The following is a 23,500-nucleotide window of genomic DNA, read 5'->3' on the forward strand; positions in this document are numbered from 1 at the left end:
CGGTTCACCTGCCGTCACGGAAGCGTTACAAAAGTGCCTTTGTTTTCAAAACCTTGACAGGGGCGACGGAAAGTTTCAAGTAAAAACAGCGCCTTATCAAATGGCCTAATTTTTAAGCATTCGTCCAAAACCACCAAATAATAAGGGAAAAGGCGGGATAGCCCAAAGATATCTCCGTAGTTATCCACAGCTTCGGTGGATTTCCCTGCTCTTGATCCGGGCAGGCAAACATTGCAGCCAAGGACGGGGAATCATATGTCTGGACGCATGACTGACCAGCCCGCCGCCCCCCCCGTGGATTCGCCCGCCGAAAAACCAAGAACCGGCTATGCCGTGATCCAGGATTACCTCAGAACACTGGATGCATCGCCTGGGGTTTACCGGATGCTGGATGCCGACAGCCGGGTGCTTTACGTGGGCAAGGCGCGCAACCTCAAGGCGCGGGTGTCGAACTACAGCCGCCCCGGCAACAGCCCGCGGATCGAGCGGATGATTGCGCTTACAACCTCGATGATGTTTCTGACCACGCGGACGGAAACCGAGGCGCTGCTGCTGGAGCAGAACCTGATCAAGCAGCTGAAGCCTAAGTACAACGTGCTGCTGCGTGATGATAAAAGCTTCCCCAATATTCTGGTCGCCAAGGATCACGGGTTTCCGCAGATTAAGAAGCACCGCGGGGCGCGCAAGCAGAAGGGCAGCTACTTTGGCCCCTTTGCCAGCGCGGGCGCAGTAAACCGGACCTTGAACCAGTTGCAAAAGGCGTTCCTGCTGCGCAACTGCTCGGATTCGATGTTCGAGGCCCGCACGCGACCCTGCCTGCAGTATCAGATCAAGCGCTGTTCGGCGCCCTGCACCGGGCTGATTTCCGAGGCGGGGTATGCCGAAAGCGTGCGCGACGCTGAACGGTTCCTGTCAGGCCGTTCGACCAAGATCCAGGAGGAGCTGGCGGAACAGATGATGGCGGCCTCGGAGGCGATGGAATTCGAGCGCGCCGCGGCGCTGCGCGACCGGATCAAGGCGCTGACCCAGGTGCAGTCCAGCCAGGGCATCAACCCGCGCGGCGTCGCCGAGGCGGATGTGATCGGCTTGCATATGGACGGCGGCCAGGCCTGCGTGCAGGTGTTTTTCATCCGCGCCAACCAGAATTGGGGCAACCAGGATTTCTACCCGCGCGTCGATGCCGACAACAGCCCGGCAGAAGTTATGGAGGCTTTCCTGGGCCAGTTCTACGGCAACAAGGAACCGCCGCGGCAGCTGATCCTGTCGGATGCGATTGAAAACGCCGACCTGATGGAGGCGGCGCTGGGCGGGAAGGCAGAGCGTAAGGTCGAACTGCTGGTGCCTCAGCGCGGCGAAAAGACCGAACTGGTGGCCTTTGCCGTGCGCAACGCCCGTGAAAGCCTGGCCCGCCGCATGGCCGAAAGCGCGACCCAGACAAAGCTGCTGCGCGGGCTGGCCGAGGCCTTCGGGCTGGACGGCCCGCCGCAGCGGATCGAGGTCTACGACAACTCCCACATTCAGGGCACCAATGCGGTGGGCGGCATGATCGTGATGGGGCCGGAAGGTTTCCTGAAAAACGCCTATCGAAAGTTCAACATCAAGGGCGATGATTTGGTGCCGGGCGATGACTTCGGCATGATGAAGGAAGTGCTGAACCGCCGCTTCTCGCGCTTGCTGAAAGAGGACCCGGACCGGGACAAGGGCCTGTGGCCGGATCTGCTGCTGATCGATGGCGGCGCGGGACAGGTTTCCGCCGTGGCAGAGATCATGGCGGAACACGGCGTGCAGGACATCCCGATGGTGGGGGTGGCCAAAGGCGTCGACCGCGACCACGGCAAGGAGGAGTTCCATCGCACCGGTGAACGGGCCTTTGCCCTGCAGCGCAACGACCCGGTGCTGTATTTTGTCCAGCGGATGCGGGACGAGGCGCACAGGTTCGCAATCGGCACCCACCGCGCCAAACGCGCCAAAGCGATGAGCGCGACACCGTTGGACGAGGTGCCGGGTGTCGGCGCCTCCCGCAAGCGCGCGCTGCTGGCGCATTTCGGCAGCGCCAAGGCGGTGAGCCGCGCCAATCTGGCCGACCTCAGGGCGGTGGACGGGATCTCGGAAGCCCTTGCCGAGCGGATTTACGACCACTTCCACGCGCAGGGGTAGGGGCGGATATTTGGGGGCCGGCCGGTTTCGTGCTAAATCTGCAGGGCAGCCTTTTTACTGCCCGGAGGAATTATGCCCGTATCCCTGACCATGAAATCTGTTGTCTACGACACCTATTCCGTGTCCGGCAAAACTCTGCCCGACATAGCCAAAAGCATCAAAAGCAAGGGGCCGAAGGATCCGAATGACAATAAGAAGGTGGCGTTTTTAACCACCACCGAGCTGGAGTGCCTGACTGCCAAAGGCAAGTATGTGGCGGACGGCAAACCCAAGATCGAAAAGAAGACCGGCTGGTTTGAGGTGAAGGCCAAAGTCTCAGCGCTGAAGCTGGTCCTGAACCCGTCTATCCGCTGCCCGAAACGGTCAGTCAGCGGGCTGTCGCCGCGGGCGCTGGTTGAATGGTACCGGTTCTATGCGTGCTGTCTGGTGCATGAGGCGCAGCATGTGGATAAGGCCAAGAAGGAATGCGAGAAAATCGCCAAGGAGCTGAACAAGCTGAGGGGAACCGGGCTGGCGGATACCGAGGCGGACGCGCTGAAGATGGCCAAAGAAGATCTGATGCGGGAAATCAACAACCATATCTTCATCGATCGCGACCGGTTGAACGAACTGCACCGGAAGTTTGACCATTCCACCCATCACGGCGAAACCAAGGGCGCGCTGCTGGACACGTCCATAGGGTGAGCGGAGCACGGCCCGCGTGCGTCGGAGGGCAGGTGCCGCCGGTTGTTGCGGCCTATCCCGGCCCGGCCATCGCCGAATTTTGATCAAGCCCGCTTTCCTCTTGCGAAACAGCCGGATAATGTGCGCGGCATGAAGTGGACTCTGCCGAATATCCTCACCCTGATGCGGCTCGTCGCAGCGCCTGGCCTGGCCGTGATGTTTCTGTATTTCTCCCGTCCCTATGCGGACTGGTTTGCGCTGCTGCTGTTTGTCACGGCGGCAGTGACCGACTGGTTTGACGGCTACCTGGCACGGGCCTGGAAGCAGGAAACCAAGATGGGCGCGATGCTGGACCCGATTGCCGACAAGGCGATGGTGGTGATCGCGCTGATGATCCTGGTGGGTTATGCTGCTGAACACTGGACCCCCTGGCTGGTGCTGCCGGCCACGGTGATCCTGTTCCGCGAGGTGTTTGTCTCGGGCTTGCGCGAATATCTGGGCGACACGGCCGGCACGCTGAAGGTGACCAAGCTGGCAAAGTGGAAGACCACCGCGCAGATGATCGCCATCGCTACGCTGTTTTCGCAAGGCATCTTCGAACATTATTTGGTGATGTCCTCATTCGGCATGGATGATCAGATCTACTCCCAGATCATCGCCGGCGAGTTGGAAGATCTGTTCGGGCTGCGCTGGAAAGAGGCTGGTGTGATCTGGACCGGGCGGCTTGGCCTCTGGCTGTTGTGGATTGCGGCAGCGCTCACCCTGATCACTGGCGCTGATTACTTGCGCAAGGCGCTGCCGCATCTGAAGGAGGCTCATTGATGGATATTCTCTATTTCGCCTGGGTGCGTGAACGCATCGGCCTGCCGCGCGAGCGGGTGGAGACTTCGGCAGCCACCGTTGCGGATCTGGTTGAGGAGCTGCGCGCCCGCGAAGACCGCTATGCCGCTGCCTTTGCCGATCTCTCTGCCTTGCGTGTTGCCTTGGATCAGGAGCTGTCTGATTTCGATGCGCCGCTGACTGGCGTGCGCGAAGTTGCTTTTTTCCCGCCGATGACGGGGGGCTGAAGCTGTGCGGATCTCGGTTCAGGAAGCACCGTTTGAACTGGGGGCCGAAAGCGACGCCTTTGCGGCCGGCGCCGAGGGTGCCGGCGCTGTGGTGACCTTTACCGGCGTGGTGCGCGATGCCGATCAGGGCCGGTTGCAGGCAATGGAGATCGAATATTACCCGGGCATGACCGAAAAGGCGCTGACGGCTATCGCGGAAGAGGCCGTGAGACGCTGGTCGCTGGCGGATGCACTGGTCATCCATCGCCATGGCCGCCTTGAACCTGGCGAGCGCATCATGATGGTCGCAACCGCCGCCCGCCACCGCAAGGATGCGTTTGAGGCGGCGGAATACCTGATGGACTATCTGAAGTCCCGCGCGCCGTTTTGGAAAAGGGAAATCCTGACCAGCGGCGGCTCGGACTGGGTGGCGGCCAAAGATGCCGACGAGGATGCGCTGAAACGCTGGTGATCTGCGAACCTGGGCGGGGGCGGCTCCCGCCAGGTGTTCAATCATCAGGAGATGATTTCCGCCTGTTGGGCCCGGCACCGCGCCTTGCGCGGCGCAGCCCGGTTGCAAATGGCGCCGGGTCACAGGGGCGGCAGGCCCCGCGAGCCCCGAACGGCTTCGCCTGGATACGTCGGCTTCAAATAACATCAGACAAGGCTTGGAGGGCAGACTTGCCCGTTCTGGCCTATTTAGCAGCAAGGCAACCTCCGTGCGTCAGCACGGCGCTACGCCCAAGGCTGTTCAGACGGTGCTGGCGCAGCCAGCGCGGGCTGCAGGCGCGGGAGTGCCCCGCTGCCTCGACCTCAATGCGGGATCTGGTTGCGCAGCTCTTCGGCTTCGCGGCGGGCCTCGCGCAGGCCATCCATTGTTGCCCGCAGCTCGGCCTCGGTCTGGGTCAGCTGGTTGGTTAGCTCGGCCTCGCGCTGCTGCAAATAGGTGATCGCCTGGTCGCGGGTTTCTTCGGCCTCATGCAGCTCCTGGCTCATCCGGTCGAGGTCGGCCACATCGCTTTGCCGCACCCGGGTGAAACGGTGCACCAGCCAATTGGCGAACCAGCCCAGGGCAAAGGCCGCGAACAGGATGATCGCGGTGGTGATGATGAACTCTGTCCTGTTCATTACTCTGTGGTCTCCTGTGCGTCTTCTGCGCTTTCGGCGGCCTCTTCGCCGTTGCCCGTATCAGCGGCGTCTTCCACGGCCGCGGGGCGGATCAACTTGAATTCAATGCGACGGTTGGATTCGCGGCCGTCTTCCGTTGCGTTGTCGGCAATCGGCTCGCTTTCGCCATAGCCCTTGGCGGCAAAGGTGGAAGTGACCACCCGGCGCGCCCGCAGCTCGTTCAGCACCGATTGCGCGCGCGCCTGGCTTAGGTTCTGGTTCATCGCCTCGCGGCCCTGGCTGTCGGTATGGCCCTGAATTTCCAGCCGCACCGGTCCGCAGCGGCCCAGAACACCGGCGATCCGGTCCATGGTTCCTGTGCTTTGTGCCGCGATGGTGGCCGAACCGGGTTCAAAGGCAATCTTGGCCTCGCTTTGGGCGCTGGCAAGCTGCGCCTCGCACAGTTCCGGCGGCAGCGGCTTGTCCTTGGGTTCGGGCGGCTTTTCATAGGTGATGTCGAGGCCGTAAGTGTCGGCCTCGCCCAGTTTGGCAGAAAGGAAGCGGGCAATCTCAGCCGGGGCGTCCTTGCGGTAGCTCATGCCGCGCAGCTCCAGATTGCCGGGGGTTACCGTAACCGCGCCGCGCTGCAGATAGGAGAGCGCTTCCAGCGCTGCCAGCACCCGTACCGGCCAATCGGCAGGCAGATCGGCGACAACACGGGCTGCAGTGTGCACGTTGTCCGACCCGAACCGCGCCTTGGCATAGCTGTCCGCCACCGTGCGCTGCGCCGCATCTGTAAGGCGCCCGCGCAACTGCACTTGACCCTCGGGGCTGAGGGTCGCGGTGAATTCAGGGATGCCGCCGGCGTCCCGGGTTTCGGGCACTGGCAGGACCGCATGCAGGGCAAAGACCCGGGGCAGGGCGTTTTCCAGCTCGCCTGCCACATGGTCAAACAGCGCGCTTTCGGTACCTTCTGCGGCGGCCAGCGTGATATCCGCATTGGCAATGGTCACCGTCCCGCCGCCAAGTTCGGCCAGGCTTGCAATGCTCAGTTCCGCCGCGCGGGCCCAGTTGGGGGAGGGCACCCCCATACCAATCACGCAATCCGCCTCATCCTGCAGCCCGGCCTTGCGGGCGGCGGCCAGAATACGGTTGCGGCTTTCCTCGCTTTCGGCGGAGCAGGCATCGAATTCTGCGCCGTCCGGTCCCAGCAGTAAGCGCAGGGTAAAGGGGGTGATCACCGGGCGCGGTGCCGCGATATCAAGCGCCAGCCGCATGCCAGGCGGGGCCTTGCGGCCAAGCTGCTCTTCCAGCTGCGCCTTGGCCTCTTCGCTGTCGGAAATGGCGGTGATCGAGACATCCCCCGTCGCCACCGAGATTTTCGCGCGTGGCAGCAGCTTCAGCGCTTCGACTGCGAAGTGCATCGACTCCTGCCAACCGTCAGGGATTGTGTATTTCGCTGTTTCCAGCAGATCGGCCACATTCTCGTCGCCTGCCAGCGCCTCAAGCTGTTTAACCAGAGCTGTGCGCCCTGTGCCCGCGGGGATCAGTCCGATAATCGAGATGCCGCTGTCATTACGCAGAATTTCCGCCGAGAACCGCGGCGGTGCCAGGCCATCGGCGGGCGGCACATCCATGCCATCAAGGATTCGCGCCGCATCGACAACCGTGCCGGCCAGCGATTTGACCGAGAACCGCGTCGCCTCATCCGGAGCAGTGCCTTCGAGCAGCACCTGCAAACCGTCGGAGGTTACTTCAGCCCAGGTGTAACCGCCGTCATCCAGCGCCCGGCGCACAGCCGTTTCTGTGCTCCGTTCCACTGCGGTGACGGCAAATCCGGCGGCAACAAGGCTCAGCCCGGCAGCAGCGGCAAAGGCCAGGCCCGGGATCAACAGCTTAGACAGGCGCATATGGCGGCATTTTCCCAGTTTGCGTTACAGGCTCTTACCCTGCGCGCGGCTGCGGTTCAATCACGCGAACATGGCCAGCACAAAGAAGATCAGCGGAATCAGGCCGGTATCACGGTTGAGACGGAACAACTGCAAGAGTCTTTGCGTGTTTTCCGCGTCAAAGGCGCGCAGTTGCCAGGTCAGGTGCCAGCCCATCGCCCAAGGGGCTGCCAGCGCCAGCACCAGCGCCAGCACCGATGCGCTGTCCTGCACTGCCAGGATCACCGCCAGCGCCATCAGGCTGACAAAGGCCACGATGAAGCGGCGCAGCCACATTGGTGTTTGCGTGCCGAACAGCCGGGCGGTGGATTTCACACCGATCAGCGCGTCATCCTCGGTGTCCTGATGGGCATAGATGGTGTCATAAAACAGCGTCCAGGCAATGCCCGCCAGATACAGAAGTACCGGCGGCCAGCCGAGGGTGCCGGTATGCGCCACCCAGGCCAGCATGGCGCCCCAGTTGAAGGCGAGCCCCAAAAACACCTGCGGCCACCAGGTGAACCGTTTGGCAAAAGGGTAGACCGCCACCGGCAGCAGCGACAGGATGCCCATGGCAATGGCCGCCTGGTTGAAGGTCAAAAGGATCAACAGGCCCGCCAGGCATTGCAGCCCCATCCAAACCAGCGCCCCCTTGACCGTGACCTGCCCCGAGGGGATGGGCCGCGAGCGGGTGCGCTCTACCTGGCCGTCGAAATTGCGGTCGGTGATGTCGTTCCAGGTGCAGCCTGCGCCGCGCATCAGCCAGGCGCCTCCGGCACATCCCGCAGCGATCCACAGGTCCTGCCAGCGCGGGCTCTGGTCCGACAGGATTGCCAGCGCCAGCCCCCACCAGCAGGGGATCAGCAGCAGCCATGTGCCGATCGGCCGGTCGGCGCGGGACAGCCGCAAATAGGGCCGCGTCCACTCCGGCGCATAGGTGTCGACCCAGTTTCCACGGACCGCATCCGCAACCTGACCCTCTGGCGCTGGCTTCTGGCCTTGCATATGTAGGACCCCATGAGTGCAAAAATCAGACTGTATGTAGAGCACCCTTTGGGCGCAGGGCAATCACTTCCCTTGGATCGTGATCAGGCGCATTACCTGTTCGGGGTGATGCGGCAGGCGGCAGGGGCCGCTGTGGCGCTGTTCAACGGCCAGGATGGCGAGTGGCTGGCCGTAGTAGCCGAGGCCGGAAAGCGCGGCGGCACGCTTGTGTGCCGCGAGCAGGCCAAGCCGCTGCAAATGCCGCCGGATCTGTGGCTGATGTTTGCACCGATCAAGAAGGCACGCACAGATTTCATCGTCGAGAAGGCGGCTGAAATGGGCGCCGCCCGTATCCTGCCGGTGCAGACGGATTTCACCAATTCCGAGCGCATCCGCCAAGACCGGCTGCAGGCCCATGCGGTCGAGGCGGCGGAACAATGCGGCGGCACCTATGTGCCGGAGGTGGCGGAGCTGCAAAAGCTCTCGCGCCTGCTGGATCAATGGTCCGCCGGGCGGCAGCTGATGTTCTGCGACGAGGCCGAGGCAGGCAACGCGCTGCAACTGGCGGCAGAGACGCAAAAGGGCGCGCCCTGGGCCATTCTGATCGGCCCCGAGGGCGGTTTCTCGGACACGGAGCGTAAACGTCTGCACGCGCTGCCGCAGTCCCATGTGGTCAGCCTTGGGCCCCGCATCCTGCGGGCCGACACGGCGGCAGTGGCGGCGATGACCCTCTGGCAACAGGTGCTGGGAGACTGGTAAATGAATGATTTCAAGCGGTTCTTTGCGCCAAAGCGGCCGGAAGACGCAGAGCGGCAGTTGACGCGGGTGCAGCGTCAGGCAAATTTGAGGTGGCCTCGCCAGCAGACGCTTTTGGGTTCGGCCCTCAGAATTTCTCCCGAGGCATCTGTTTTTCGGGGCGAGCGGGAAGCCCGTGCGGTGGTCGTCAAAAAGTTCTGGGAGTTGGAAAGCCGGCGCGCTTTTGTCGGTCAGACCGCGGAGGCACTGGACAGACTTGCCTCGCTTGGACCGCATCCGGCGTTTTCCTTCAATGAACTTTTGGCCACTTCTGGGCATCTCGGGCTGGTAATCGCGAGCTTTGAAGGCGGGACGCCGGTTGACAAGCTGCTAGAAAAACCGGACGTCAACCGCAGGCAGTTGATCAAGCGCTGTTGCGATTGGCAGCATTGGGCAGAACAAGGGGACTTCGCTCAAACCGGGCTGAACACAGACGGACTCGCTGCCGAGATCAACCGGATTTTGCAAAACCGCGTTCAACACCGCGATGCCGGGTTGCTGGTAGAACTCGGCAGCGCTTTGCTTGACATGCTGGGTGGGCTGGCAGGAAAGCCAGTGCTGAAAGCGCCGGGTCATCCCGATTTTGCTCCGCGCAACTTTATCATGCGCGAAGACGGCATTCTATCTGCGGTAGACATTCACCGCGTTGGAAAGTTTGTAAAAACCCGCCAGTCCGCAATGTTTCTGGTGTCAAAGGACTTTCGGGAGATGGAGATTTCCCGGCCGCTTTTGTTCGGGCTGGACCGGCAGGAGCTGCGCCAGTTCCTGACCCACGGCACTGTTCCTGCCCAAGAGGTTAACTCCCTGCTGATTTTCTTCATCGGGCTTACATACTTTACCATATACGCTAGAAATCCGGGCAAGCCACGAAAGATGCGGGTCAGGCGTCGAAGAATCCGGGTGTTTCTGGCACACCTCCGGCAAGGCAAAAGGATATCGAGATGAGTTTCATCCGCCCCGAAGCCCGCGCCGCTCTTTGGCAATGGCGCGAGGTCCTTGCTGCGGTACTGATGTTCCTGCTGGGGCTGAAATGGGCCTTCTCCGAAGCTGGTTTCACCGCGATCACCGGCTGGGCCTTTGTGGCCACCGGTCTGGCGACGGCTGTCATCGGCGCGCAGCGGATGCGCTTCCGGCGCGGCACCAGTGGACCCGGCGTGGTGCAGGTGGACGAAGGGCAGATCGCCTATTTCGGGCCGCTCACCGGCGGTGCCGTGGCGGCTTCCGAACTGGAGCGGCTGGCGCTGGATCAATCCTCCAAACCGCCGCATTGGCTGCTGGAACAGCCCGGCCAGCCGCCGCTGGCAATTCCGGTGAATGCCGAAGGTTACGAGGCGCTGTTTGACGTCTTTGCCGCGTTGCCGGGGCTTAAAACCGAACGGATGCTGACCGAGCTGCGCCGCCGCGGCCCTCACCAGGTCGTGATCTGGGAGCGCGCCTCCAGCCGGCCGGAACATCAGCGCCTGCATTGACACCGGCGGTGATTCCGCCCACGACTGACCCTTCATGACAGACCTAACAGGACGGAGTGCCAGGCATGTCCATTCCCCAGTCCGGCGGCGGACCGATCGAACGCCACGAACAGCTTGCCGAATATCTTGCCGACGGCTGCAAGCCCAAGGAAGACTGGCGCATCGGCACCGAGCATGAGAAGTTCGGCTTCTGCAAAGATACGCTGAAGCCGCTGCCCTATGAGGGCGAACGCTCGATCCTTGCGGTGCTGACCGGCCTGCGCGACGGCCACGGCTGGGCACCCTTGACCGAAGGCGATAACCTGATCGGCCTGACCAAGGACGGCGCCAATATCTCGCTGGAGCCGGGCGGGCAGCTGGAACTTTCCGGCGCCCCGCTGGAAACCATCCACGAGACCTGCGACGAGGTGAACGCCCACCTGCGCGACGTGAAGGACATTGCCGACAAGATCGGTGTCGGTTTTATCGGTCTGGGCGCCGCCCCTGTGTGGCGCCATGAGGACATGCCGCTGATGCCCAAGGGCCGTTACAAGCTGATGGACGGCTATATGCAAAAGGTCGGCACCATGGGCACCACCATGATGCGCCGCACCTGCACCGTGCAGGTGAACCTCGATTTCGAATCCGAGGCTGACATGGTGCAGAAGATGCGTGTTGCACTGGCGTTGCAGCCGGTGGCAACCGCGCTGTTTGCCAATTCACCGTTCCTCGATGGCAAACCCAACGGCCATAAGTCCTGGCGTGCCCGCGTCTGGCGCGATCTGGACGCCGACCGCACCGGGATGCTGCCGTTTGTGTTTGACGAGGGCTTCGGCTTCGAGGCCTGGGTGCAATATGCGCTCGATGTGCCGATGTATTTTGTGTACCGCAACGGCGAATATGTGAATGCGCTGGGCATGTCGTTCCGCGACTTCCTGAAAGGGGAGCTGCCGGCGCTGCCTGGCGAGACCCCGACGCTCAGCGACTGGGCTGACCACCTCACCACCGTTTTCCCGGAGGCGCGGGTGAAGAAATTCATCGAAATGCGCGGCGCCGATGGCGGTCCGTGGCGGCGTCTGTGTGCGCTGCCCGCCTTCTGGGTCGGCCTCACCTATGACCAATCGGCGCTGGACGCCGCTTGGGATCTGGTCAAGGGCTGGGACGCGGAAACCCGTGATGCCCTGCGTGTGGCGGCTTCGGAACAGGGGCTGCAGGCCAAGGTGGGCGGCATCGACATGCATGAATTGGCCCGCGAAGTAGTCGCCATCTCGGAAAGCGGCCTGAAAGCCCGGCAGAAGCCCGGCGCGGGCGGGCTGGTGCCGGATGAGACGCATTTCCTGAACGCGCTGAAAGACAGCCTCGACAGCGGCAAAGTCCCGGCGGATGAGCTGCTGGCACGCTACAACGGTGCCTGGGAGGGTGATCTCAGCCGTATCTACGGCGAGTTTGCCTATTGATCTGCACAGGCGGCCCCGGCGGGCCGCCTATACTTTAGATACATTGTCTTTCGGCAAAAATTTGCACCAGAATGATCCTTGGGGATAGTTTCAGGGACTTCATGCTGGCAATAAGAAATAGCGGCCAGAAATGGTTCTTTGTTGCCTGTGTGACTGTTGTTTCCCTGGCCGTGTCCTGGATAGTGACCGGTCTGACTGCGCCTGATGGGCTAAGCCGGGCTGCCTTGGTGCCTTCGACGCTGGCGCCGCTGATTATCGCACCTGTTGCCTCATACTGGGCGGCATGCCGGCTGCTTGAAATCCACATTCTGAATGAGAAGCTGCTGAATCTGGCGGCGCATGACCAGATGACGTCGCTGTACAGCCGCGATCACTTCTTCCGGCTGATCGCCGGGCTGGGCAATGATTTCCAGGGCAGCTTTCTGCTGGCGGATATCGACCGCTTCAAACTGATCAATGACACACATGGGCATCAGGCCGGCGACGAGGTTATCCGGTTTGTGGCGGGAGTGTTGAAAAAGGGAGTTCAGCCCGGCGGAATCGCGGCCCGCTTTGGCGGCGAGGAATTTGTTGCGTGCTTGCCGGATGTTTCTCTGATGACCGCAATGCAAAAGGCCGAGGAGATCCGCCAAGCCATTGGTGCGCAGGCCCTGCCTGTTGGAGCGGAACGCCTTCTGTGCTCGGTATCTATCGGGCTTGGCTATCACGACGGCAGCCGGACGGTCGAGGCGGTGCTGCGCGAGGCTGATGAAGCGCTTTATGCAGCCAAGCACGGCGGCCGGAACCAGGTGAAGTCGGCAGGACGGTATTAACGGCTCCACGGGTCCAGCCAGGGCACCACTGGCAGGCGGCTTGCGGCGTAGCCGGGCACTTGGGTGTCCAGCCGTGCAGCCAGTTCAGGCAGGCGGCTGACGGGCACTTTCGGAAACAGGTGGTGTTCACGGTGAAAAAGCATCAGATAGGCGGCCTTGGCCAGCATTCCGCGCTGGCTGCGGGCTGCCAGGTCCGAGTTTCCTGTGCCTTGATGGGTGATCCACACTGCAAAAAACGCGGTCATGCATTGAGCCGCGCCCATTGCGGCCAGATGCAGCAGCAGAAACTGCTGTCCGCTCCACAGAATCAGCCCGGCCAGCGTCGCAACGCAGATCCCGTCCCGCAGTATCCGCTGCCGCCATTTTTTGCCGCCCTGTGCCCAGCAGGCGCGGATCAGGTCAAACGGAAAGCGCGGCCCGTAGCGCAGCACTTCGCCGACGCTCATATGCCCGCAATGCCCCTCGATATCACCTGGACCCATCGCGTGGCGGTGATGCTGCATATGGCTCCACGCAACCGAGCAGTTGCAGCCGCACATCAGCGCGCTGAGGATATGCAGAACCGCAATGTCTCCGCGCCGCTGCAGGCCAAGATTGCCGTGGATCGCCTCATGGTTCAGCCGTAGCGCGCAGAGGAAGAACATAAAACTGGCCCCGGCACCCAATGGCCAAAGAGCGGAGGCATACAGCCCCCAGGACAGCCCCAGCCAGGGCAGCGGCAGGGTCAGCTCTCCCCAGCGCTGGCGGCGGGTGACCGGCAGCAGATCCTGCCAGATGACAGTGCGCGGGGCGGCTTCACGGGAAACAGGCGGGCGCATGGCAGCCTCCTTTGCCGGTGTGAAATTGGAAGGACGCGGCAACAAAAGGTGCTGCGCACAAGGTGTCCAGTGCGTCAGGCGGGTTCACAGCGGGCAGAGCTTTGACGCCGTTGGTTGCAGATATTCCTGTCATTAGAGAAATCACCTCGCAGTTTTTTTGACCGGGAGCGTTTTCAGCCCGCATTTACTCCTGTTTCTTCACACCGGGCAGGAAACGCGCCACCTTGGCGCCCAGTTTCAGCACAGCCAGATGCACCGACCGGGGCAGGCGGGAGAAATCCGCGTACCAGTCGTCAAACATCCGCATCACCCGCAGGGTCTCGCCCATCCGGTCCTTGACCGCCTTGGGGGTGCTGTCGGCCTCGGCCTCTTTCATCACGTCGGCCAGCGCCCGAAGAGTGGGGGCAAACTCGCGCTCGCGCCGCGCGGCAATCACCGCGTCGACCAGGTCGAACATGTCGCGGATCGAGGTGAAATGATCACGCCGGTCGCCCAGCTGGCGGCTGACCTTGACCAGCCCCTGCGCCTGCAACTCTTTCAGCCCGTTGGAGACATTGGACCGGGCCAGCCCCAGAACCTCGCAAATCTCATCCGCCGTCATCGGATTTGTTGCGATATGCAGCAGCGCGTGGATCTGCGCCACCGACCGGTTCACCCCCCAGCGGGAACCCATCTCGCCCCAGTGAAGGATAAAGTTCTGCATTGCGGGGGTCAGCTTCATCACAGTGTCCTGAAATTTCTGTAATGACAGAAAATTGAAAAACCTGAGTCGTGTCAAGTCAAAGAAAACCGGCGGCAGGTTGCCCCGCCGCCGGCTGTTCGCTTGTGAGTGGTGGATTACCGGTTACTGCTGCAATGCCGCCGGATCTTTGTCTTCGATATCTTCCCAGTTCACATCGGCCTTCTCGATGAAACCGGGGATGTCGCCTTCCCAGCGGGTCTGAATGTCTTTGGCGAGGTTCAAATACAGCTTGTCGTCGACGATTTTCCAAAGCGTCGGATCGCCGTCGAACTTAAAGCCCATGGCGGCGCCAAAGGCGCAGTAGCCGCCGTAGGCCGGCAGGTAGGCTTCCGGGTTCTTTTCAAATTCAGCTTTGTTTTCTTCCGAGGCGAACCGGTACATCGCGTCATTGTGGAGCGCGGTGATCTTCCAGTTGCCCGGGGTCGGTTCCCCAACGGTGAAATACGCAACCGGGTCGTACCCCTGCAGCGCAAGGCCGGTTGAGGAGGCGTTGAGTTCTACACCGGCAGCCATAGCAGAAGTCGCCAGAGCAACCGAAAGCGCCACACCGCTCACCAGAGCTTTTACTTTGTTCATGGATCCCGTCCTTTCAATACCGGCCGGGACTGCAGCGAATTTGCGCCCGGCTGGTGTTCCATAATACGTGCCGCGGTATGCTGCGGGTCACGGCACTGATGTGGAACGCCGGGCGATCACGTTCAAAACAACTCAATTTGAATGTGCATCAGACGGTGGCCCTCTGTGCATTCATGCGCAGAACGGGTGACAGCACCGCCGCTGCCAGGCAAAGTGGCCGCAGACAAAATGGAGACAACAATGACACGTGGATTACCCAGCCGCCGCGCGGTTCTGAGCGGGCTGACGGCTTTTGCTCTCTTCGCGGCCCCGGCCAGCGCGCAAAACGTCAGTGGTGTTTACCGGGCCGAAGGGCGCAATCCCGACGGCAGCGCTTATTCCGGAACCGTGCAGATTCAGGACAATGGCGGGACCGTGGACATGCAGTGGAAGATTGCCGGGCAATCCTATTCCGGCAGCGGTTCGCGCAATGGCGATGTGATATGGGTGAATTGGGGCCAGACTCATCCGGTGGTCTATGTGCGGATGCCCAGCGGCGAGCTGCACGGCACCTGGGGCAATGGCCGTGCGCTGGAGCGGCTTATTCCGTGACCTGAAGCGTTAGCACAAAGCGGATCACTTTTTCCTTGGGCATTTCGCAGGGCTTCAACTGCGCGCCAATAGCCAGCCGGTACAGGTTGAGGCTGATGTAATCCCTGCCGCCGCGTTCATGGGCTACCAGCTTCTGAGCCTTGCCGCCGGCCAGATCCTGGCGGGTTACTGCGTAGTGCCGCCCAGCCGCAGAACCGTTAAAGGCACCCAGCGGCAGCGCATCAAAAGCGGTCAGAAACGCGTCCGGCCAGCCATGGCTCACTTCTGGCCGATCCGCGGCTCGGTGCCTGCACGCAAGCGCGCGATATTGGCCGAATGGCGGATGAAAACCACTGCCGCCAGCAACGCCGCCAGAACTGCAGCCTGCTGATAGCCCAGCACCAATGCCCAAACAGCGCCTGAGGCTGCCGAGACCAGCGCCCCCATCGAGGATATCCGGCTGGCTGCCGCTGCCGCCAGCCAGGTCAGGCAGCAGGCAATGCCCACCGGCCAGGCCAGTGCCAGCATCAGGCCCAGGAAGGTGGCAACCCCTTTGCCGCCCTTGAAACCCAGCCAGACCGGGAAGCAATGGCCCAAAAAGGCCATCAGCCCTGCCGCTTGCGCCGCATCCTCGCCGGCCAGGGAGCGGGCCAGCAGCACCGCCGCCGCGCCCTTGCCGCCATCCAGGATCAGTGTCAGTGCCGCGGCGGCTTTGCTGCCGGTGCGCAAAACGTTGGTGGTGCCGATATTGCCGGAGCCGATTTCACGCAGGTTGCCCAGCCCGAACAGACGGGTGACGACCATGCCAAAGGGAACCGACCCCAGGCCGCAGCCAATCGCCGCCCAAAGGATCATTACGGCAGCAGAGCTTTCCAGAACAGGCATCAGTCCCTCCGGTAGACGGGCTCACCCGCGACATATGTGGCCTCAACCCGCCCCTGCATCCGCTGGGTGTCAAATGGCGTGTTCTGCGATTTCGAGCGCAGTTTGAAACGGTCCAGCACAAACGGCACGTCCGGATCGAACAAGACCAAGTCCGCAGGCGCGCCCTTGGCCAGGCGGCCGCTGTCCAGCCCCAGCCGCTTAGCCGGGTTCAGCGACATTGCGCGGAACAGGGTGGGCAGGTCCAGCAGTTCGGCATGATACAACCGCAGCGCTGCGGGCAGCAGGGTTTCCAGCGCCACGGCACCGGCGGCGGCTTCTTCAAACGGCAGCCGTTTGCTTTCTTCGTCCTGCGGCGTGTGCATCGAGGAGATGATATCGATCAGCCCGGTCCGCACAGCCTCAACAACAGCCAGCCGGTCGTCTTCGGAGCGCAGCGGCGGCTTCACCTTGAAAAAGCTGCGGTAACCGGCCACGTCCAGCTCATTCAGGGTCAGGTGGTGGATCGAAGTACCCGCAGTGATATCCAGACCGTTGGCCTTGGCGCGCTCCAGCGCGGGAAGGGCGCGGGCTGTGGTGATCTGGTCGGCGTGATACGTGGCACCGGTCATTTCCAGCAGCGCAATATCGCGGTCCAACCCCATCCGCTCGGCCATTGGCGACACGGCTGGCAGGCCATAAAGCGCGGCGAACTTGCCGGAGGTCGCAGCCGCTCCGGCGCTCAGCACTGGTTCTTGCGGGTGGGCAATGACCAAGGCGCCGCAGGAGCGGGCATAGGTCAGCGCGCGCTGAAAGACCTTGGTATTGCCGGTCACATGGTCGCAATCGGAAAACGCCACCGCGCCGGCATCCATCAGGAAGCCGATCTCGGTCATTTCACGCCCTGCGCGCCCTTTGGTCAGCGCCGCCATCGGCAGCACGTTCACTGGCGTATCCGCCTGGGCGCGGCGGGTGACGAATTCCAGTGTTTCCGGGCTGTCGATGGCAGGTGTCGTGTCAGGGCGGGTGACGATGGTGGTGACGCCGCCTGCCGCCGCCGCAAGGCCCGCAGACTTGTAACTTTCCTTGTGCCGCTCGCCCGGCTCGCAGACCTTGACGCCGATGTCGACGATGCCCGGCGCCAGGCATTTGCCGCCGCAGTCCTGACGGACCGCATCCTCCGGCCTGATGTTGTGCGCGCGCAGCAACCGGTCAGGATCGGCAGCGTTCTTTTCAATTGCCGCGATCCGCCCGTTCTGCACCAGTACCGCGCCAGGCGCATCGGTGCCTGCCTCAGGATCAATCAGGCGGGCGTTGGTGAAGAGAGTGGTCATGCCTTGGCTCTTTCAATTGCGTGAAGCGTTGCAGCCGGGTTGGCCTGGTATTTGATCAGGTGTTTGTCGCCGGTCCTGGTGATCACCTGCACATAGCTGCCCATGGTTTTGACAGCTTCGATTTGGGTCAGCGGGATGTTGCGTTCTGCTGGGCCGGTGAGGGCCGTATCCGTCAGGGTCCAGACCACCGCCAGCTCCTCGCTTGCCATATACCAGCCGCGCAGGGCGATGGCGGCCAGCCCGCCAACAGCGCCGGTCCAGATATGCGGGCTTCCCAGGAACCACAGAACCGCCATTGCGCCGCCCATGCCAATCGCTGCCATCCAGGCGTGAGCGCGGACATAGGCGCTGCGGTCCGGTTTGAAATCGGTCTCTGCCATCAACCCATCAATGCCCAGACAAGCAGTGCGGTCAGCAGCATCACCACGGCAAACAGAGCAGCGCCGATGCGCCGGGCCTGCGTGCGCGCTTGCCGCGGGGAAAGTTTGGGGGCGGAATAGGGCTTGGCGCTTTCGGCGGTTGCGGGCGGGGCGCTCCAATTGGTCTGCCGCTCACCGTATGTACCCACCAGGGTGATCTGCTCTGCCGGGGTCAGCCGGGTTTCGGCGCCGTCAAAGGCGCGCGAGCGGATCAGCAGCACATGGCCATCCAGCGCGTCCAGCATCCCGCGGTCTTCCTCGACCTGCGCCCGCGGCACACCGCAGCCTTCGGTCAGGTAACCGGTCAGGCCGATGTCTTCCAGGTCGGTGACCGGGAAGATCTCCACCTGATCCATGTCCAGCGCCTCAATCCCCAGCACCTGCGCCAGCGCGCCGGGTTCCTTCAGGAATGCCGCCTGCTCAGGCCGCATATCGAGTGTAAACAGCCGGATCACGCCGCGCTCTCCGGCGGGGATATGGATCACGCCCTCCACCTGTTCAGCCCGCCTTCGCCTGGCGTTCGGCGCGCAGGTTGCGGGCCAGCAGGTCCATCGCCGCCATCCGCACCGCGACCCCCATCTCGACCTGCTCCTGAATGACCGAGCGGTTGATGTCGTCGGCCAGAGTGCCGTCGATCTCAACTCCGCGGTTCATCGGGCCGGGATGCATGATGATGGCGTCGGGTTTGGCCTGCGCCAGCTTGTCGGCGTCAAGGCCGTAGCGGTGATAATATTCGCGCTCCGACGGGATAAAGCCGCCGTCCATGCGCTCTTTCTGCAGCCGCAGCATCATCACCACGTCTACGTCCTTCAGGCCTTCGCGCATGTCGTCATAGATCTCGGCGCCGAATTCGGCGAACTGGCCGGGCACCAGAGTCGGCGGGCCAATGAGGCGGATGCGGTTTTCCATCTTGCCCAGCAGGATCAGGTTCGAGCGGGCGACGCGGGAATGGGCAATGTCGCCGCAGATCGCGATGTTCAGCCGGTGCAGCCGGCCTTTGGAACGGCGGATGGTCAGCGCGTCCAGCAGCGCCTGGGTTGGATGCTCGTGTTTGCCGTCGCCGGCATTCAGCACCGCGCAATTCACCTTCTGCGCCAAGAGATCCACCGCGCCGGAATGCGGATGCCGCACCACCAGAAGGTCCGGATGCATGGCGTTCAGTGTCATCGCAGTGTCGATCAGGGTCTCGCCCTTTTTGATCGAGGAGGCCTGCATCGCCATATTCATAACATCAGCGCCCAGGCGCTTGCCTGCCAGCTCGAAACTCGCTTGGGTCCGGGTGGAATTCTCGAAGAACATGTTGATCTGAGTAAGCCCCGCCAGCACGTCGGAATGCTTCTCCGGCCGGCGGTTCAGGGCAACATATTCATCGGCAAGATCAAGAATCTCGGTGATCTCATGCGGTGTCAGCGGTTCGATGCCAAGCAGGTGGCGGTGTTCGAAGGACATATGGGGCAGCTCCGCTTGATTTGCGGGTTCTTATAGGCGGGGTGCACGCGTGCGGCAAGGCGTTGCGGCGGCGGCAGGCGGTGCGCAGGCGAGGGGCCGGCCCGTCGCGCTCCCCGGAGTACTTCTGAAAAGATGAAACACTTGAATTTGCAAGATGGCCGCGGAGAGGTGTTCCGCTTGGGCTGCGGGCAGAGTAGCTTGAGCGAATGGAATCGGCATTGGATTACTGGAGCGCCCGGGCGCTGTTGGAGTGGCAGGCGGAGCTTGGCGCAACCGAGGCGCTTTGCGACGCGCCAGTGGACCGCTATGCGCTGGAGCAGGCTGCGCCGAAGCCGAAACCGGGTGCAGCCCCTGCGCCGCCGCCCAAGCCTAAGGACGCGGACCCTGTTGATGTGGCACAGAAGGCCGCCAAGAGGGTGGCATCCCTGCCGGCCTTGCGCGATGCCTTGGAGGGTTTCAGCCATTGCGACCTGAAACGCGGCGCGCGTAATCTGGTGTTCTCGGACGGGCAGGCCGGCGCGCGGGTGATGATCATCGGAGAGGCACCGGACCGGGATGAGGATCTGCAGGGCAAACCGTTTGCGGGCCGTGCCGGTCAGCTTCTGGACAAGATGCTGGAGGCCATCGGCCTGTCACGTGCCGAGAGCGTCTATATCACCAATGTGCTGCCCTGGCGGCCGCCGCAGAACCGCGATCCGCTGCCAGTGGAAATCGCAATGCTGACCCCGTTCCTGGAGCGGCATGTGGCGCTGGCAGAGCCGGATATTCTGGTCTTGATGGGCAATATCAGCTGTCAGGCAGTGCTGGGCAAACGCGGCATTACCCGGCTGCGCGGGCAATGGGATCAGGCCTGGGGCAAGCCGGTGCTGCCGATGTTCCACCCAGCCTATCTGCTGCGCAAGCCGCAGCAGAAGCGGCAGGCCTGGGGTGATCTTCTTGAGCTGAAGGCACGGCTGGGCGCCCTGTCCTGACGGAGGAGGAGCCTCATGAAGATTCTCGCGTTTTCAGATCTGCATCTTTCAAGCAGCCACGCGGTGGAAATCGTGGCGGCCAGCGCAGGTGCTGATCTGGTGATTGGTGCAGGTGATTTTTGCAATATGCGCCAGGGACTGGACCGGGCCGTGGCGATGCTGGCTGGGTTGAAGGCGCCGATGGTGGCGGTGCCCGGCAATGGTGAAAGCGCTGGTGAGTTGCGTGCTGCGGGGTTTCCCGGCACAACAGTGCTGCATGGCGAGGGAATTGATTTTGAGGGGCTGCGTCTGTTCGGCCTCGGCTATGGCGTGCCTGAAACACCCTTTGGCAGCTGGTCCTGCGACCTGAGCGAAGTTCAGGCGGCAGCGATGCTGGCTGCCTGTGATCACGCGGATATTCTGGTCTCCCATTCACCGCCCAAGGGGCTGGGGGACGTGACCTCGGGCGGGCTGTCCGTCGGCTCCATGGCGGTCCGGGCAGCGGCGGAGCGGATCCAGCCGCAATTGCTGCTCTGCGGCCATGTGCATGATTGCTGGGGCTTTCGCGGCAGCATAGGCAGGACGCAGGTGGCCAATCTGGGCCCTTTGGTGAGCTGGTTTGAGGTGCAGCCTTGATTGATGCGGTAACTTTGCTCGCGTTCATCCCGGCAGCGCTGGCGCTGAATCTGACACCGGGCGCGGACATGATGTTCTGCCTTGGCCAGGGGCTGCGCTCGGGGCGCGGGGCGGCGGTGGCGGCAAGTGCCGGGATATCCGCGGGCAGCATGGTGCATGTGTCCTTGGCGGGGCTGGGGCTGGGGGCGGTGGTTTCCGCGATACCTGCGCTGTTTGATCTGATCCGCTGGGCGGGTGTGGTCTATCTGCTGTATCTGGCCTGGGATGCTTTGCGCCGCGGACCGGCGCCGGATGCGCTGCCGCAGCAGCGCGGGGACGGCGCTTTTCGCAGCGGGCTGCTGGTCAATCTGACCAATCCCAAGGTGATCCTGTTCGCGCTGGCCTTTGTGCCGCAATTTGTGAAACCCGAGGCCGGCCCGGTGCTGGTGCAGTTCCTGGTCTTCGGGTTGATCCTGGCCGTGGGTGGTTTCTTTATCAACGGGCTGATTGGCGTTTTTGCCGGCCAGGCCGGGCAGCGGCTGACCGGTTCGCCGGTGTTCGCGCGCTGGCTGAGCCGGGTTTCGGCCGGAATTTTTGCAGGGCTGGCCGTGCGGCTGGCGATTATGGAGAGGGCGTGAAATGTCCCGGATTGACGAAAGCATGGATTTCATCCCGGTCCGCATTGCGGTGCTGACGGTGTCGGATAGCCGCAAAATGGAGGATGACCGCTCTGGCCAGGTTCTGGTGGACCGGTTGCGGGACGCGGGCCATACCCTTGCCGGGCGCAAGATCATTCCTGACGAGCGCGCCGAAATTGCCGCGCAGCTGCGCGCCTGGATCGCCGACCGGGAAGTGGATGTGGTGATCTCCACCGGCGGTACCGGCCTGACGGGCCGCGACGTGACGGTGGAAGCGCACCGGGATGTCTATGAAAAGGAGATCGAGGCCTTTGGCACCGTCTTCACCCATGTCTCGATGCAGAAAATCGGTACCAGCGCGGTGCAGTCGCGCGCCACCGGCGGCGTTGCGGGCGGCACATATCTGTTTGCACTGCCCGGCAGCCCTGGCGCCTGCAAGGACGGCTGGGATGAAATCCTGTCAAAACAGCTTGATTACCGTCACCGGCCCTGCAATTTCGTGGAAATCATGCCCAGATTGGAAGAACATCTGCGCCGGAAGTAGCCCCGCACGGCGTGTAACCTCGTAAACCTGTGCGGAAAATCGTATATTTCCAAGCGGGCACAAAGCATTTGCGCTTTGGCTGGCCGCATCGGCGGTCCCGGCAGCATCCGCACCGGAAGGGAGAGACATGCGCTTTTTGCGTCAGAGTGTGACTGGGGTTTTCCTGGCGGCCTTAACGGCAGCGTTGCTGCTTTATGCCGGGCAGCTGGTTTTCAGTGCGATTGACGCACAGCTGAATGCGGAGAAAAAAACACCGCCAGTGCGTGAGCGGGTGTTTGCGGTCAATGTGGTGACAGCGGATCTGCAGACCGTGGCGCCGGAGCTGACGGCCTTTGGCCGGGTGGAAAGCCGCCGCGCACTGGAGCTGCGCACAGCGGTGGCGGGCCGGGTTGTGCACCTCTCTGAGGATTTCGAGGACGGCGGCGCGGTCCGCGCCGGTGAGGTGCTGGTGCAGATCGATCCGGCGGATGCGCAGGCCGCACTGGACCGGGCCGAGGCCGACATGATGGATGCCCGCGCCGAGGAACGCGATGCCACCCGGGCGCTGATCCTGGCGCAGGACGAATTGCAGGCCACCCAGGACCAGGCGCAGCTGCGCGAACGGGCGTTTCAGCGGCAAGTGGATCTGCAGCAGCGCGGTGTTGGCACCGCCGCAACGGTGGAAACAGCCGAGCTTGCGGCGGTGCAGGCGCGCCAGGCGGTGATCTCGCGCCGCCAGGCCGTCAGCCAGGCAGAGGCGCGTGTGGATCAGGCTGCCACCCGCGTGGCCCGGGCGCAGATCGCGCTGGACGAAGCGCAGCGCGAGCTGGACGATACCACGATCATGGCGGGTTTTGACGGGACTTTGCAGGCGGTTAACCTGGTGCAGGGGCGGCTGGTCTCGGCCAATGAAAAACTGGCGGATTTGGTTGATCCGGATCTGCTGGAGGCAGCGTTCCGGGTTTCCACTGCGCAATATGCCCGGCTGCTTGATGCCGGCGGCCATCTGCTGCGCGCGCCGGTGCGGGTGTCGCTGGATGCCGCCGGTGCAGGGTTAAGTGCCGCCGGGCAGATTTCCCGCGCCAGCGGGGCTGCCGGCGACGGGCAGACCGGGCGGTTGGTATATGCCCGGCTGCAGGCTGCGCCGGGGTTTGAACCTGGCGATTTTGTCACCGTAAAAGTGACCGAGCCTGAGGTCGCGGCGGTGGCCCGAGTTCCGGCCTCGGCGCTGGGCACGGATGGCTCGGTCCTTGTGCTGGGGGCTGAGGACCGGCTGGAGTCATTGGCCGTCGAACTGGTCCGCCGTCAGGGCGATGACGTGCTGATCCGCGGTTCGGGACTGGAAGGCCGCGAGATCGTGACCGGGCGCACGCCGCTTTTGGGCGCTGGCATTAAAGTGCGCCCGCTGCGCCAGGGTGCCGGGGTGCAGGCGCTTCCGCAATTAATCGAGCTGACCGACGAACGCCGGGCCAGGCTTGTGGCGTTTGTCGAGGGCAGCAGCGTGATGCCTTCCGCAATGAAAGAACAGATGCTGCAGCAACTGGCCGAGGCCAGGGTGCCCGTCAGGCTGGTGACCCGGATTGAATCCCGGATGGGGGGCTGAGGGTC

28 protein-coding genes are annotated in these 23,500 nt (G+C 62.9%); 16 read left to right on the top strand and 12 right to left on the bottom strand.

Annotated elements, in window-relative coordinates; all coding sequences use genetic code 11:
• The first annotated feature begins 255 nt into the window (after positions 1 to 255).
• The 5 genes from uvrC to K3555_RS03260 all read left to right on the top strand — a co-directional run bounded on the left by uvrC (position 256) and on the right by K3555_RS03260 (position 4,338).
• Positions 256 to 2,157: an excinuclease ABC subunit UvrC gene (uvrC, locus tag K3555_RS03240; RefSeq protein ID WP_409201672.1), complete on the top strand. Its 1,902-nt coding sequence runs from the start codon at positions 256 to 258 to the stop codon at positions 2,155 to 2,157.
• Positions 2,158 to 2,229: 72 nt separating this feature from the next.
• Positions 2,230 to 2,841, top strand: coding sequence for a DUF922 domain-containing Zn-dependent protease (locus tag K3555_RS03245; RefSeq protein ID WP_259994734.1), 612 nt, complete (start codon positions 2,230 to 2,232; stop codon positions 2,839 to 2,841).
• A 129-nt stretch (positions 2,842 to 2,970) separates the two neighbouring features.
• Positions 2,971 to 3,642, top strand: a complete 672-nt coding sequence (pgsA, locus tag K3555_RS03250) for a CDP-diacylglycerol--glycerol-3-phosphate 3-phosphatidyltransferase (protein WP_259994732.1) — start codon at positions 2,971 to 2,973, stop codon at positions 3,640 to 3,642.
• Positions 3,642 to 3,887 (top strand): molybdopterin converting factor subunit 1, encoded by a 246-nt coding sequence (gene moaD, locus K3555_RS03255; RefSeq protein WP_129369804.1) that lies wholly within the window; start codon positions 3,642 to 3,644, stop codon positions 3,885 to 3,887. Before pgsA ends, moaD begins: the two co-directional genes overlap by 1 nt.
• Before the next feature lie 4 nt (positions 3,888 to 3,891).
• Entirely contained in the window at positions 3,892 to 4,338 is a 447-nt protein-coding gene (locus K3555_RS03260) for a molybdenum cofactor biosynthesis protein MoaE (RefSeq protein WP_260007372.1), read from the top strand.
• 341 nt (positions 4,339 to 4,679) lie between these two features.
• Here K3555_RS03260 and K3555_RS03265 read toward each other — a convergent pair whose 3' ends face one another.
• From K3555_RS03265 to ubiA, 3 genes are read right to left on the bottom strand one after another with little or no spacing between them, the layout of a single operon-like run.
• Positions 4,680 to 4,994: a hypothetical protein gene (locus K3555_RS03265; protein WP_129369806.1), complete on the bottom strand. Its 315-nt coding sequence runs from the start codon at positions 4,992 to 4,994 to the stop codon at positions 4,680 to 4,682.
• Complete coding sequence (locus K3555_RS03270) at positions 4,994 to 6,883, bottom strand: OmpA family protein (protein WP_260007373.1); 1,890 nt, start codon at positions 6,881 to 6,883, stop codon at positions 4,994 to 4,996. Before K3555_RS03270 ends, K3555_RS03265 begins: the two co-directional genes overlap by 1 nt.
• A gap of 60 nt (positions 6,884 to 6,943) precedes the next feature.
• Positions 6,944 to 7,906 carry a 4-hydroxybenzoate octaprenyltransferase gene (gene ubiA / locus K3555_RS03275; protein ID WP_259994728.1) on the bottom strand — a complete coding sequence of 321 codons (963 nt, stop codon included), beginning with the start codon at positions 7,904 to 7,906 and terminating at the stop codon, positions 6,944 to 6,946.
• 12 nt (positions 7,907 to 7,918) lie between these two features.
• Between ubiA and K3555_RS03280 the strand changes: the two genes are divergently transcribed.
• The 5 genes from K3555_RS03280 to K3555_RS03300 all read left to right on the top strand — a co-directional run bounded on the left by K3555_RS03280 (position 7,919) and on the right by K3555_RS03300 (position 12,397).
• Positions 7,919 to 8,644 (top strand): 16S rRNA (uracil(1498)-N(3))-methyltransferase, encoded by a 726-nt coding sequence (locus tag K3555_RS03280; RefSeq protein WP_260007375.1) that lies wholly within the window; start codon positions 7,919 to 7,921, stop codon positions 8,642 to 8,644.
• The gene (locus K3555_RS03285; protein WP_260007376.1) at positions 8,645 to 9,625 is read left to right on the top strand and encodes a hypothetical protein; all 981 of its coding nucleotides are present in this window, start codon (positions 8,645 to 8,647) and stop codon (positions 9,623 to 9,625) included.
• A complete protein-coding gene (locus K3555_RS03290; protein WP_259994725.1) occupies positions 9,622 to 10,149 on the top strand; it encodes a hypothetical protein in 528 nt (175 codons plus the stop codon). The genes K3555_RS03285 and K3555_RS03290 overlap by 4 nt, the downstream gene beginning before the upstream one ends.
• 65 nt (positions 10,150 to 10,214) lie before the next feature.
• Positions 10,215 to 11,585 (top strand): glutamate--cysteine ligase, encoded by a 1,371-nt coding sequence (locus K3555_RS03295; protein WP_260007379.1) that lies wholly within the window; start codon positions 10,215 to 10,217, stop codon positions 11,583 to 11,585.
• A 101-nt stretch (positions 11,586 to 11,686) separates the two neighbouring features.
• On the top strand, positions 11,687 to 12,397 hold the full coding sequence (locus tag K3555_RS03300; RefSeq protein WP_260007380.1) for a GGDEF domain-containing protein: 711 nt from the start codon (positions 11,687 to 11,689) through the stop codon (positions 12,395 to 12,397).
• Here the strand turns inward: K3555_RS03300 and K3555_RS03305 are convergent.
• The 3 genes from K3555_RS03305 to K3555_RS03315 form a co-directional block, all read right to left on the bottom strand.
• Positions 12,394 to 13,215: a fatty acid desaturase gene (locus K3555_RS03305; RefSeq protein ID WP_260007381.1), complete on the bottom strand. Its 822-nt coding sequence runs from the start codon at positions 13,213 to 13,215 to the stop codon at positions 12,394 to 12,396. The genes K3555_RS03300 and K3555_RS03305 overlap by 4 nt on opposite strands.
• 184 nt (positions 13,216 to 13,399) lie before the next feature.
• Positions 13,400 to 13,936 carry a GbsR/MarR family transcriptional regulator gene (locus tag K3555_RS03310; RefSeq protein WP_260007382.1) on the bottom strand — a complete coding sequence of 179 codons (537 nt, stop codon included), beginning with the start codon at positions 13,934 to 13,936 and terminating at the stop codon, positions 13,400 to 13,402.
• A gap of 123 nt (positions 13,937 to 14,059) precedes the next feature.
• Complete coding sequence (locus K3555_RS03315; protein WP_129369814.1) at positions 14,060 to 14,533, bottom strand: YHS domain-containing (seleno)protein; 474 nt, start codon at positions 14,531 to 14,533, stop codon at positions 14,060 to 14,062.
• Between the two features lie 240 nt (positions 14,534 to 14,773).
• Here K3555_RS03315 and K3555_RS03320 point away from each other — a divergent pair, with 240 nt between their 5' ends.
• Complete coding sequence (locus K3555_RS03320) at positions 14,774 to 15,124, top strand: hypothetical protein (protein WP_259990058.1); 351 nt, start codon at positions 14,774 to 14,776, stop codon at positions 15,122 to 15,124.
• Here K3555_RS03320 and K3555_RS03325 read toward each other — a convergent pair.
• Genes K3555_RS03325 through K3555_RS03350 form a run of 6 tightly spaced genes read right to left on the bottom strand, consistent with a single transcriptional unit; the run spans position 15,114 to position 19,166 of the window.
• Positions 15,114 to 15,386 (bottom strand): hypothetical protein, encoded by a 273-nt coding sequence (locus tag K3555_RS03325; protein WP_260007383.1) that lies wholly within the window; start codon positions 15,384 to 15,386, stop codon positions 15,114 to 15,116. The two genes, K3555_RS03320 and K3555_RS03325, sit on opposite strands and share 11 nt — an antisense overlap.
• Entirely contained in the window at positions 15,383 to 15,988 is a 606-nt protein-coding gene (gene plsY, locus K3555_RS03330; protein WP_260007384.1) for a glycerol-3-phosphate 1-O-acyltransferase PlsY, read from the bottom strand. The genes K3555_RS03325 and plsY overlap by 4 nt, the downstream gene beginning before the upstream one ends.
• Positions 15,988 to 17,298 carry a dihydroorotase gene (gene pyrC / locus K3555_RS03335; RefSeq protein ID WP_260007385.1) on the bottom strand — a complete coding sequence of 437 codons (1,311 nt, stop codon included), beginning with the start codon at positions 17,296 to 17,298 and terminating at the stop codon, positions 15,988 to 15,990. Before pyrC ends, plsY begins: the two co-directional genes overlap by 1 nt.
• Positions 17,295 to 17,678 (bottom strand): hypothetical protein, encoded by a 384-nt coding sequence (locus K3555_RS03340; RefSeq protein ID WP_260007386.1) that lies wholly within the window; start codon positions 17,676 to 17,678, stop codon positions 17,295 to 17,297. Before K3555_RS03340 ends, pyrC begins: the two co-directional genes overlap by 4 nt.
• Complete coding sequence (locus tag K3555_RS03345) at positions 17,678 to 18,211, bottom strand: hypothetical protein (protein ID WP_259990068.1); 534 nt, start codon at positions 18,209 to 18,211, stop codon at positions 17,678 to 17,680. The genes K3555_RS03340 and K3555_RS03345 overlap by 1 nt, the downstream gene beginning before the upstream one ends.
• Positions 18,212 to 18,215: 4 nt before the next feature.
• Entirely contained in the window at positions 18,216 to 19,166 is a 951-nt protein-coding gene (locus K3555_RS03350) for an aspartate carbamoyltransferase catalytic subunit (protein ID WP_260007387.1), read from the bottom strand.
• Positions 19,167 to 19,372: 206 nt separating this feature from the next.
• Between K3555_RS03350 and K3555_RS03355 the strand changes: the two genes are divergently transcribed.
• The 5 genes from K3555_RS03355 (at position 19,373) to K3555_RS03375 (ending at position 23,495) form a co-directional block, all read left to right on the top strand.
• Complete coding sequence (locus tag K3555_RS03355) at positions 19,373 to 20,137, top strand: uracil-DNA glycosylase family protein (RefSeq protein ID WP_259994716.1); 765 nt, start codon at positions 19,373 to 19,375, stop codon at positions 20,135 to 20,137.
• Between the two features lie 15 nt (positions 20,138 to 20,152).
• Positions 20,153 to 20,752 carry a metallophosphoesterase family protein gene (locus K3555_RS03360; protein WP_259994715.1) on the top strand — a complete coding sequence of 200 codons (600 nt, stop codon included), beginning with the start codon at positions 20,153 to 20,155 and terminating at the stop codon, positions 20,750 to 20,752.
• Positions 20,749 to 21,369 carry a LysE family translocator gene (locus tag K3555_RS03365; RefSeq protein ID WP_260007388.1) on the top strand — a complete coding sequence of 207 codons (621 nt, stop codon included), beginning with the start codon at positions 20,749 to 20,751 and terminating at the stop codon, positions 21,367 to 21,369. Before K3555_RS03360 ends, K3555_RS03365 begins: the two co-directional genes overlap by 4 nt.
• 1 nt (position 21,370) lies before the next feature.
• Positions 21,371 to 21,913 carry a molybdenum cofactor biosynthesis protein B gene (moaB, locus tag K3555_RS03370; protein ID WP_259990077.1) on the top strand — a complete coding sequence of 181 codons (543 nt, stop codon included), beginning with the start codon at positions 21,371 to 21,373 and terminating at the stop codon, positions 21,911 to 21,913.
• A gap of 127 nt (positions 21,914 to 22,040) precedes the next feature.
• Positions 22,041 to 23,495: an efflux RND transporter periplasmic adaptor subunit gene (locus K3555_RS03375; protein WP_260007389.1), complete on the top strand. Its 1,455-nt coding sequence runs from the start codon at positions 22,041 to 22,043 to the stop codon at positions 23,493 to 23,495.
• Positions 23,496 to 23,500 lie beyond the last annotated feature (5 nt).

It is taken from the genome of Leisingera sp. M527, assembly GCF_025141525.1.
Taxonomy (GTDB): domain Bacteria; phylum Pseudomonadota; class Alphaproteobacteria; order Rhodobacterales; family Rhodobacteraceae; genus Leisingera.

What these genes read in the sequence shown, in the direction of transcription:
- plsY (WP_260007384.1), bottom strand. Translation starts at nt 15,988, where the DNA reads ATGCCTGTTCTGGAAAGCTCTGCTGCCGTAATGATCCTTTGGGCGGCG.
- K3555_RS03270 (WP_260007373.1), bottom strand. Translation starts at nt 6,883, where the DNA reads ATGCGCCTGTCTAAGCTGTTGATCCCGGGCCTGGCCTTTGCCGCTGCT.
- K3555_RS03375 (WP_260007389.1), top strand. Translation starts at nt 22,041, where the DNA reads ATGCGCTTTTTGCGTCAGAGTGTGACTGGGGTTTTCCTGGCGGCCTTA.
- K3555_RS03300 (WP_260007380.1), top strand. Translation starts at nt 11,687, where the DNA reads ATGCTGGCAATAAGAAATAGCGGCCAGAAATGGTTCTTTGTTGCCTGT.
- moaB (WP_259990077.1), top strand. Translation starts at nt 21,371, where the DNA reads ATGTCCCGGATTGACGAAAGCATGGATTTCATCCCGGTCCGCATTGCG.
- K3555_RS03310 (WP_260007382.1), bottom strand. Translation starts at nt 13,936, where the DNA reads ATGAAGCTGACCCCCGCAATGCAGAACTTTATCCTTCACTGGGGCGAG.
- K3555_RS03295 (WP_260007379.1), top strand. Translation starts at nt 10,215, where the DNA reads ATGTCCATTCCCCAGTCCGGCGGCGGACCGATCGAACGCCACGAACAG.
- K3555_RS03355 (WP_259994716.1), top strand. Translation starts at nt 19,373, where the DNA reads ATGGAATCGGCATTGGATTACTGGAGCGCCCGGGCGCTGTTGGAGTGG.
- pyrC (WP_260007385.1), bottom strand. Translation starts at nt 17,298, where the DNA reads ATGACCACTCTCTTCACCAACGCCCGCCTGATTGATCCTGAGGCAGGC.
- K3555_RS03350 (WP_260007387.1), bottom strand. Translation starts at nt 19,166, where the DNA reads ATGTCCTTCGAACACCGCCACCTGCTTGGCATCGAACCGCTGACACCG.
- ubiA (WP_259994728.1), bottom strand. Translation starts at nt 7,906, where the DNA reads ATGCAAGGCCAGAAGCCAGCGCCAGAGGGTCAGGTTGCGGATGCGGTC.
- K3555_RS03305 (WP_260007381.1), bottom strand. Translation starts at nt 13,215, where the DNA reads ATGCGCCCGCCTGTTTCCCGTGAAGCCGCCCCGCGCACTGTCATCTGG.
- K3555_RS03245 (WP_259994734.1), top strand. Translation starts at nt 2,230, where the DNA reads ATGCCCGTATCCCTGACCATGAAATCTGTTGTCTACGACACCTATTCC.
- K3555_RS03285 (WP_260007376.1), top strand. Translation starts at nt 8,645, where the DNA reads ATGAATGATTTCAAGCGGTTCTTTGCGCCAAAGCGGCCGGAAGACGCA.
- K3555_RS03360 (WP_259994715.1), top strand. Translation starts at nt 20,153, where the DNA reads ATGAAGATTCTCGCGTTTTCAGATCTGCATCTTTCAAGCAGCCACGCG.
- K3555_RS03280 (WP_260007375.1), top strand. Translation starts at nt 7,919, where the DNA reads ATGAGTGCAAAAATCAGACTGTATGTAGAGCACCCTTTGGGCGCAGGG.
- K3555_RS03290 (WP_259994725.1), top strand. Translation starts at nt 9,622, where the DNA reads ATGAGTTTCATCCGCCCCGAAGCCCGCGCCGCTCTTTGGCAATGGCGC.
- uvrC (WP_409201672.1), top strand. Translation starts at nt 256, where the DNA reads ATGTCTGGACGCATGACTGACCAGCCCGCCGCCCCCCCCGTGGATTCG.
- K3555_RS03265 (WP_129369806.1), bottom strand. Translation starts at nt 4,994, where the DNA reads ATGAACAGGACAGAGTTCATCATCACCACCGCGATCATCCTGTTCGCG.
- moaD (WP_129369804.1), top strand. Translation starts at nt 3,642, where the DNA reads ATGGATATTCTCTATTTCGCCTGGGTGCGTGAACGCATCGGCCTGCCG.
- K3555_RS03340 (WP_260007386.1), bottom strand. Translation starts at nt 17,678, where the DNA reads ATGGCAGAGACCGATTTCAAACCGGACCGCAGCGCCTATGTCCGCGCT.
- K3555_RS03315 (WP_129369814.1), bottom strand. Translation starts at nt 14,533, where the DNA reads ATGAACAAAGTAAAAGCTCTGGTGAGCGGTGTGGCGCTTTCGGTTGCT.
- K3555_RS03320 (WP_259990058.1), top strand. Translation starts at nt 14,774, where the DNA reads ATGACACGTGGATTACCCAGCCGCCGCGCGGTTCTGAGCGGGCTGACG.
- pgsA (WP_259994732.1), top strand. Translation starts at nt 2,971, where the DNA reads ATGAAGTGGACTCTGCCGAATATCCTCACCCTGATGCGGCTCGTCGCA.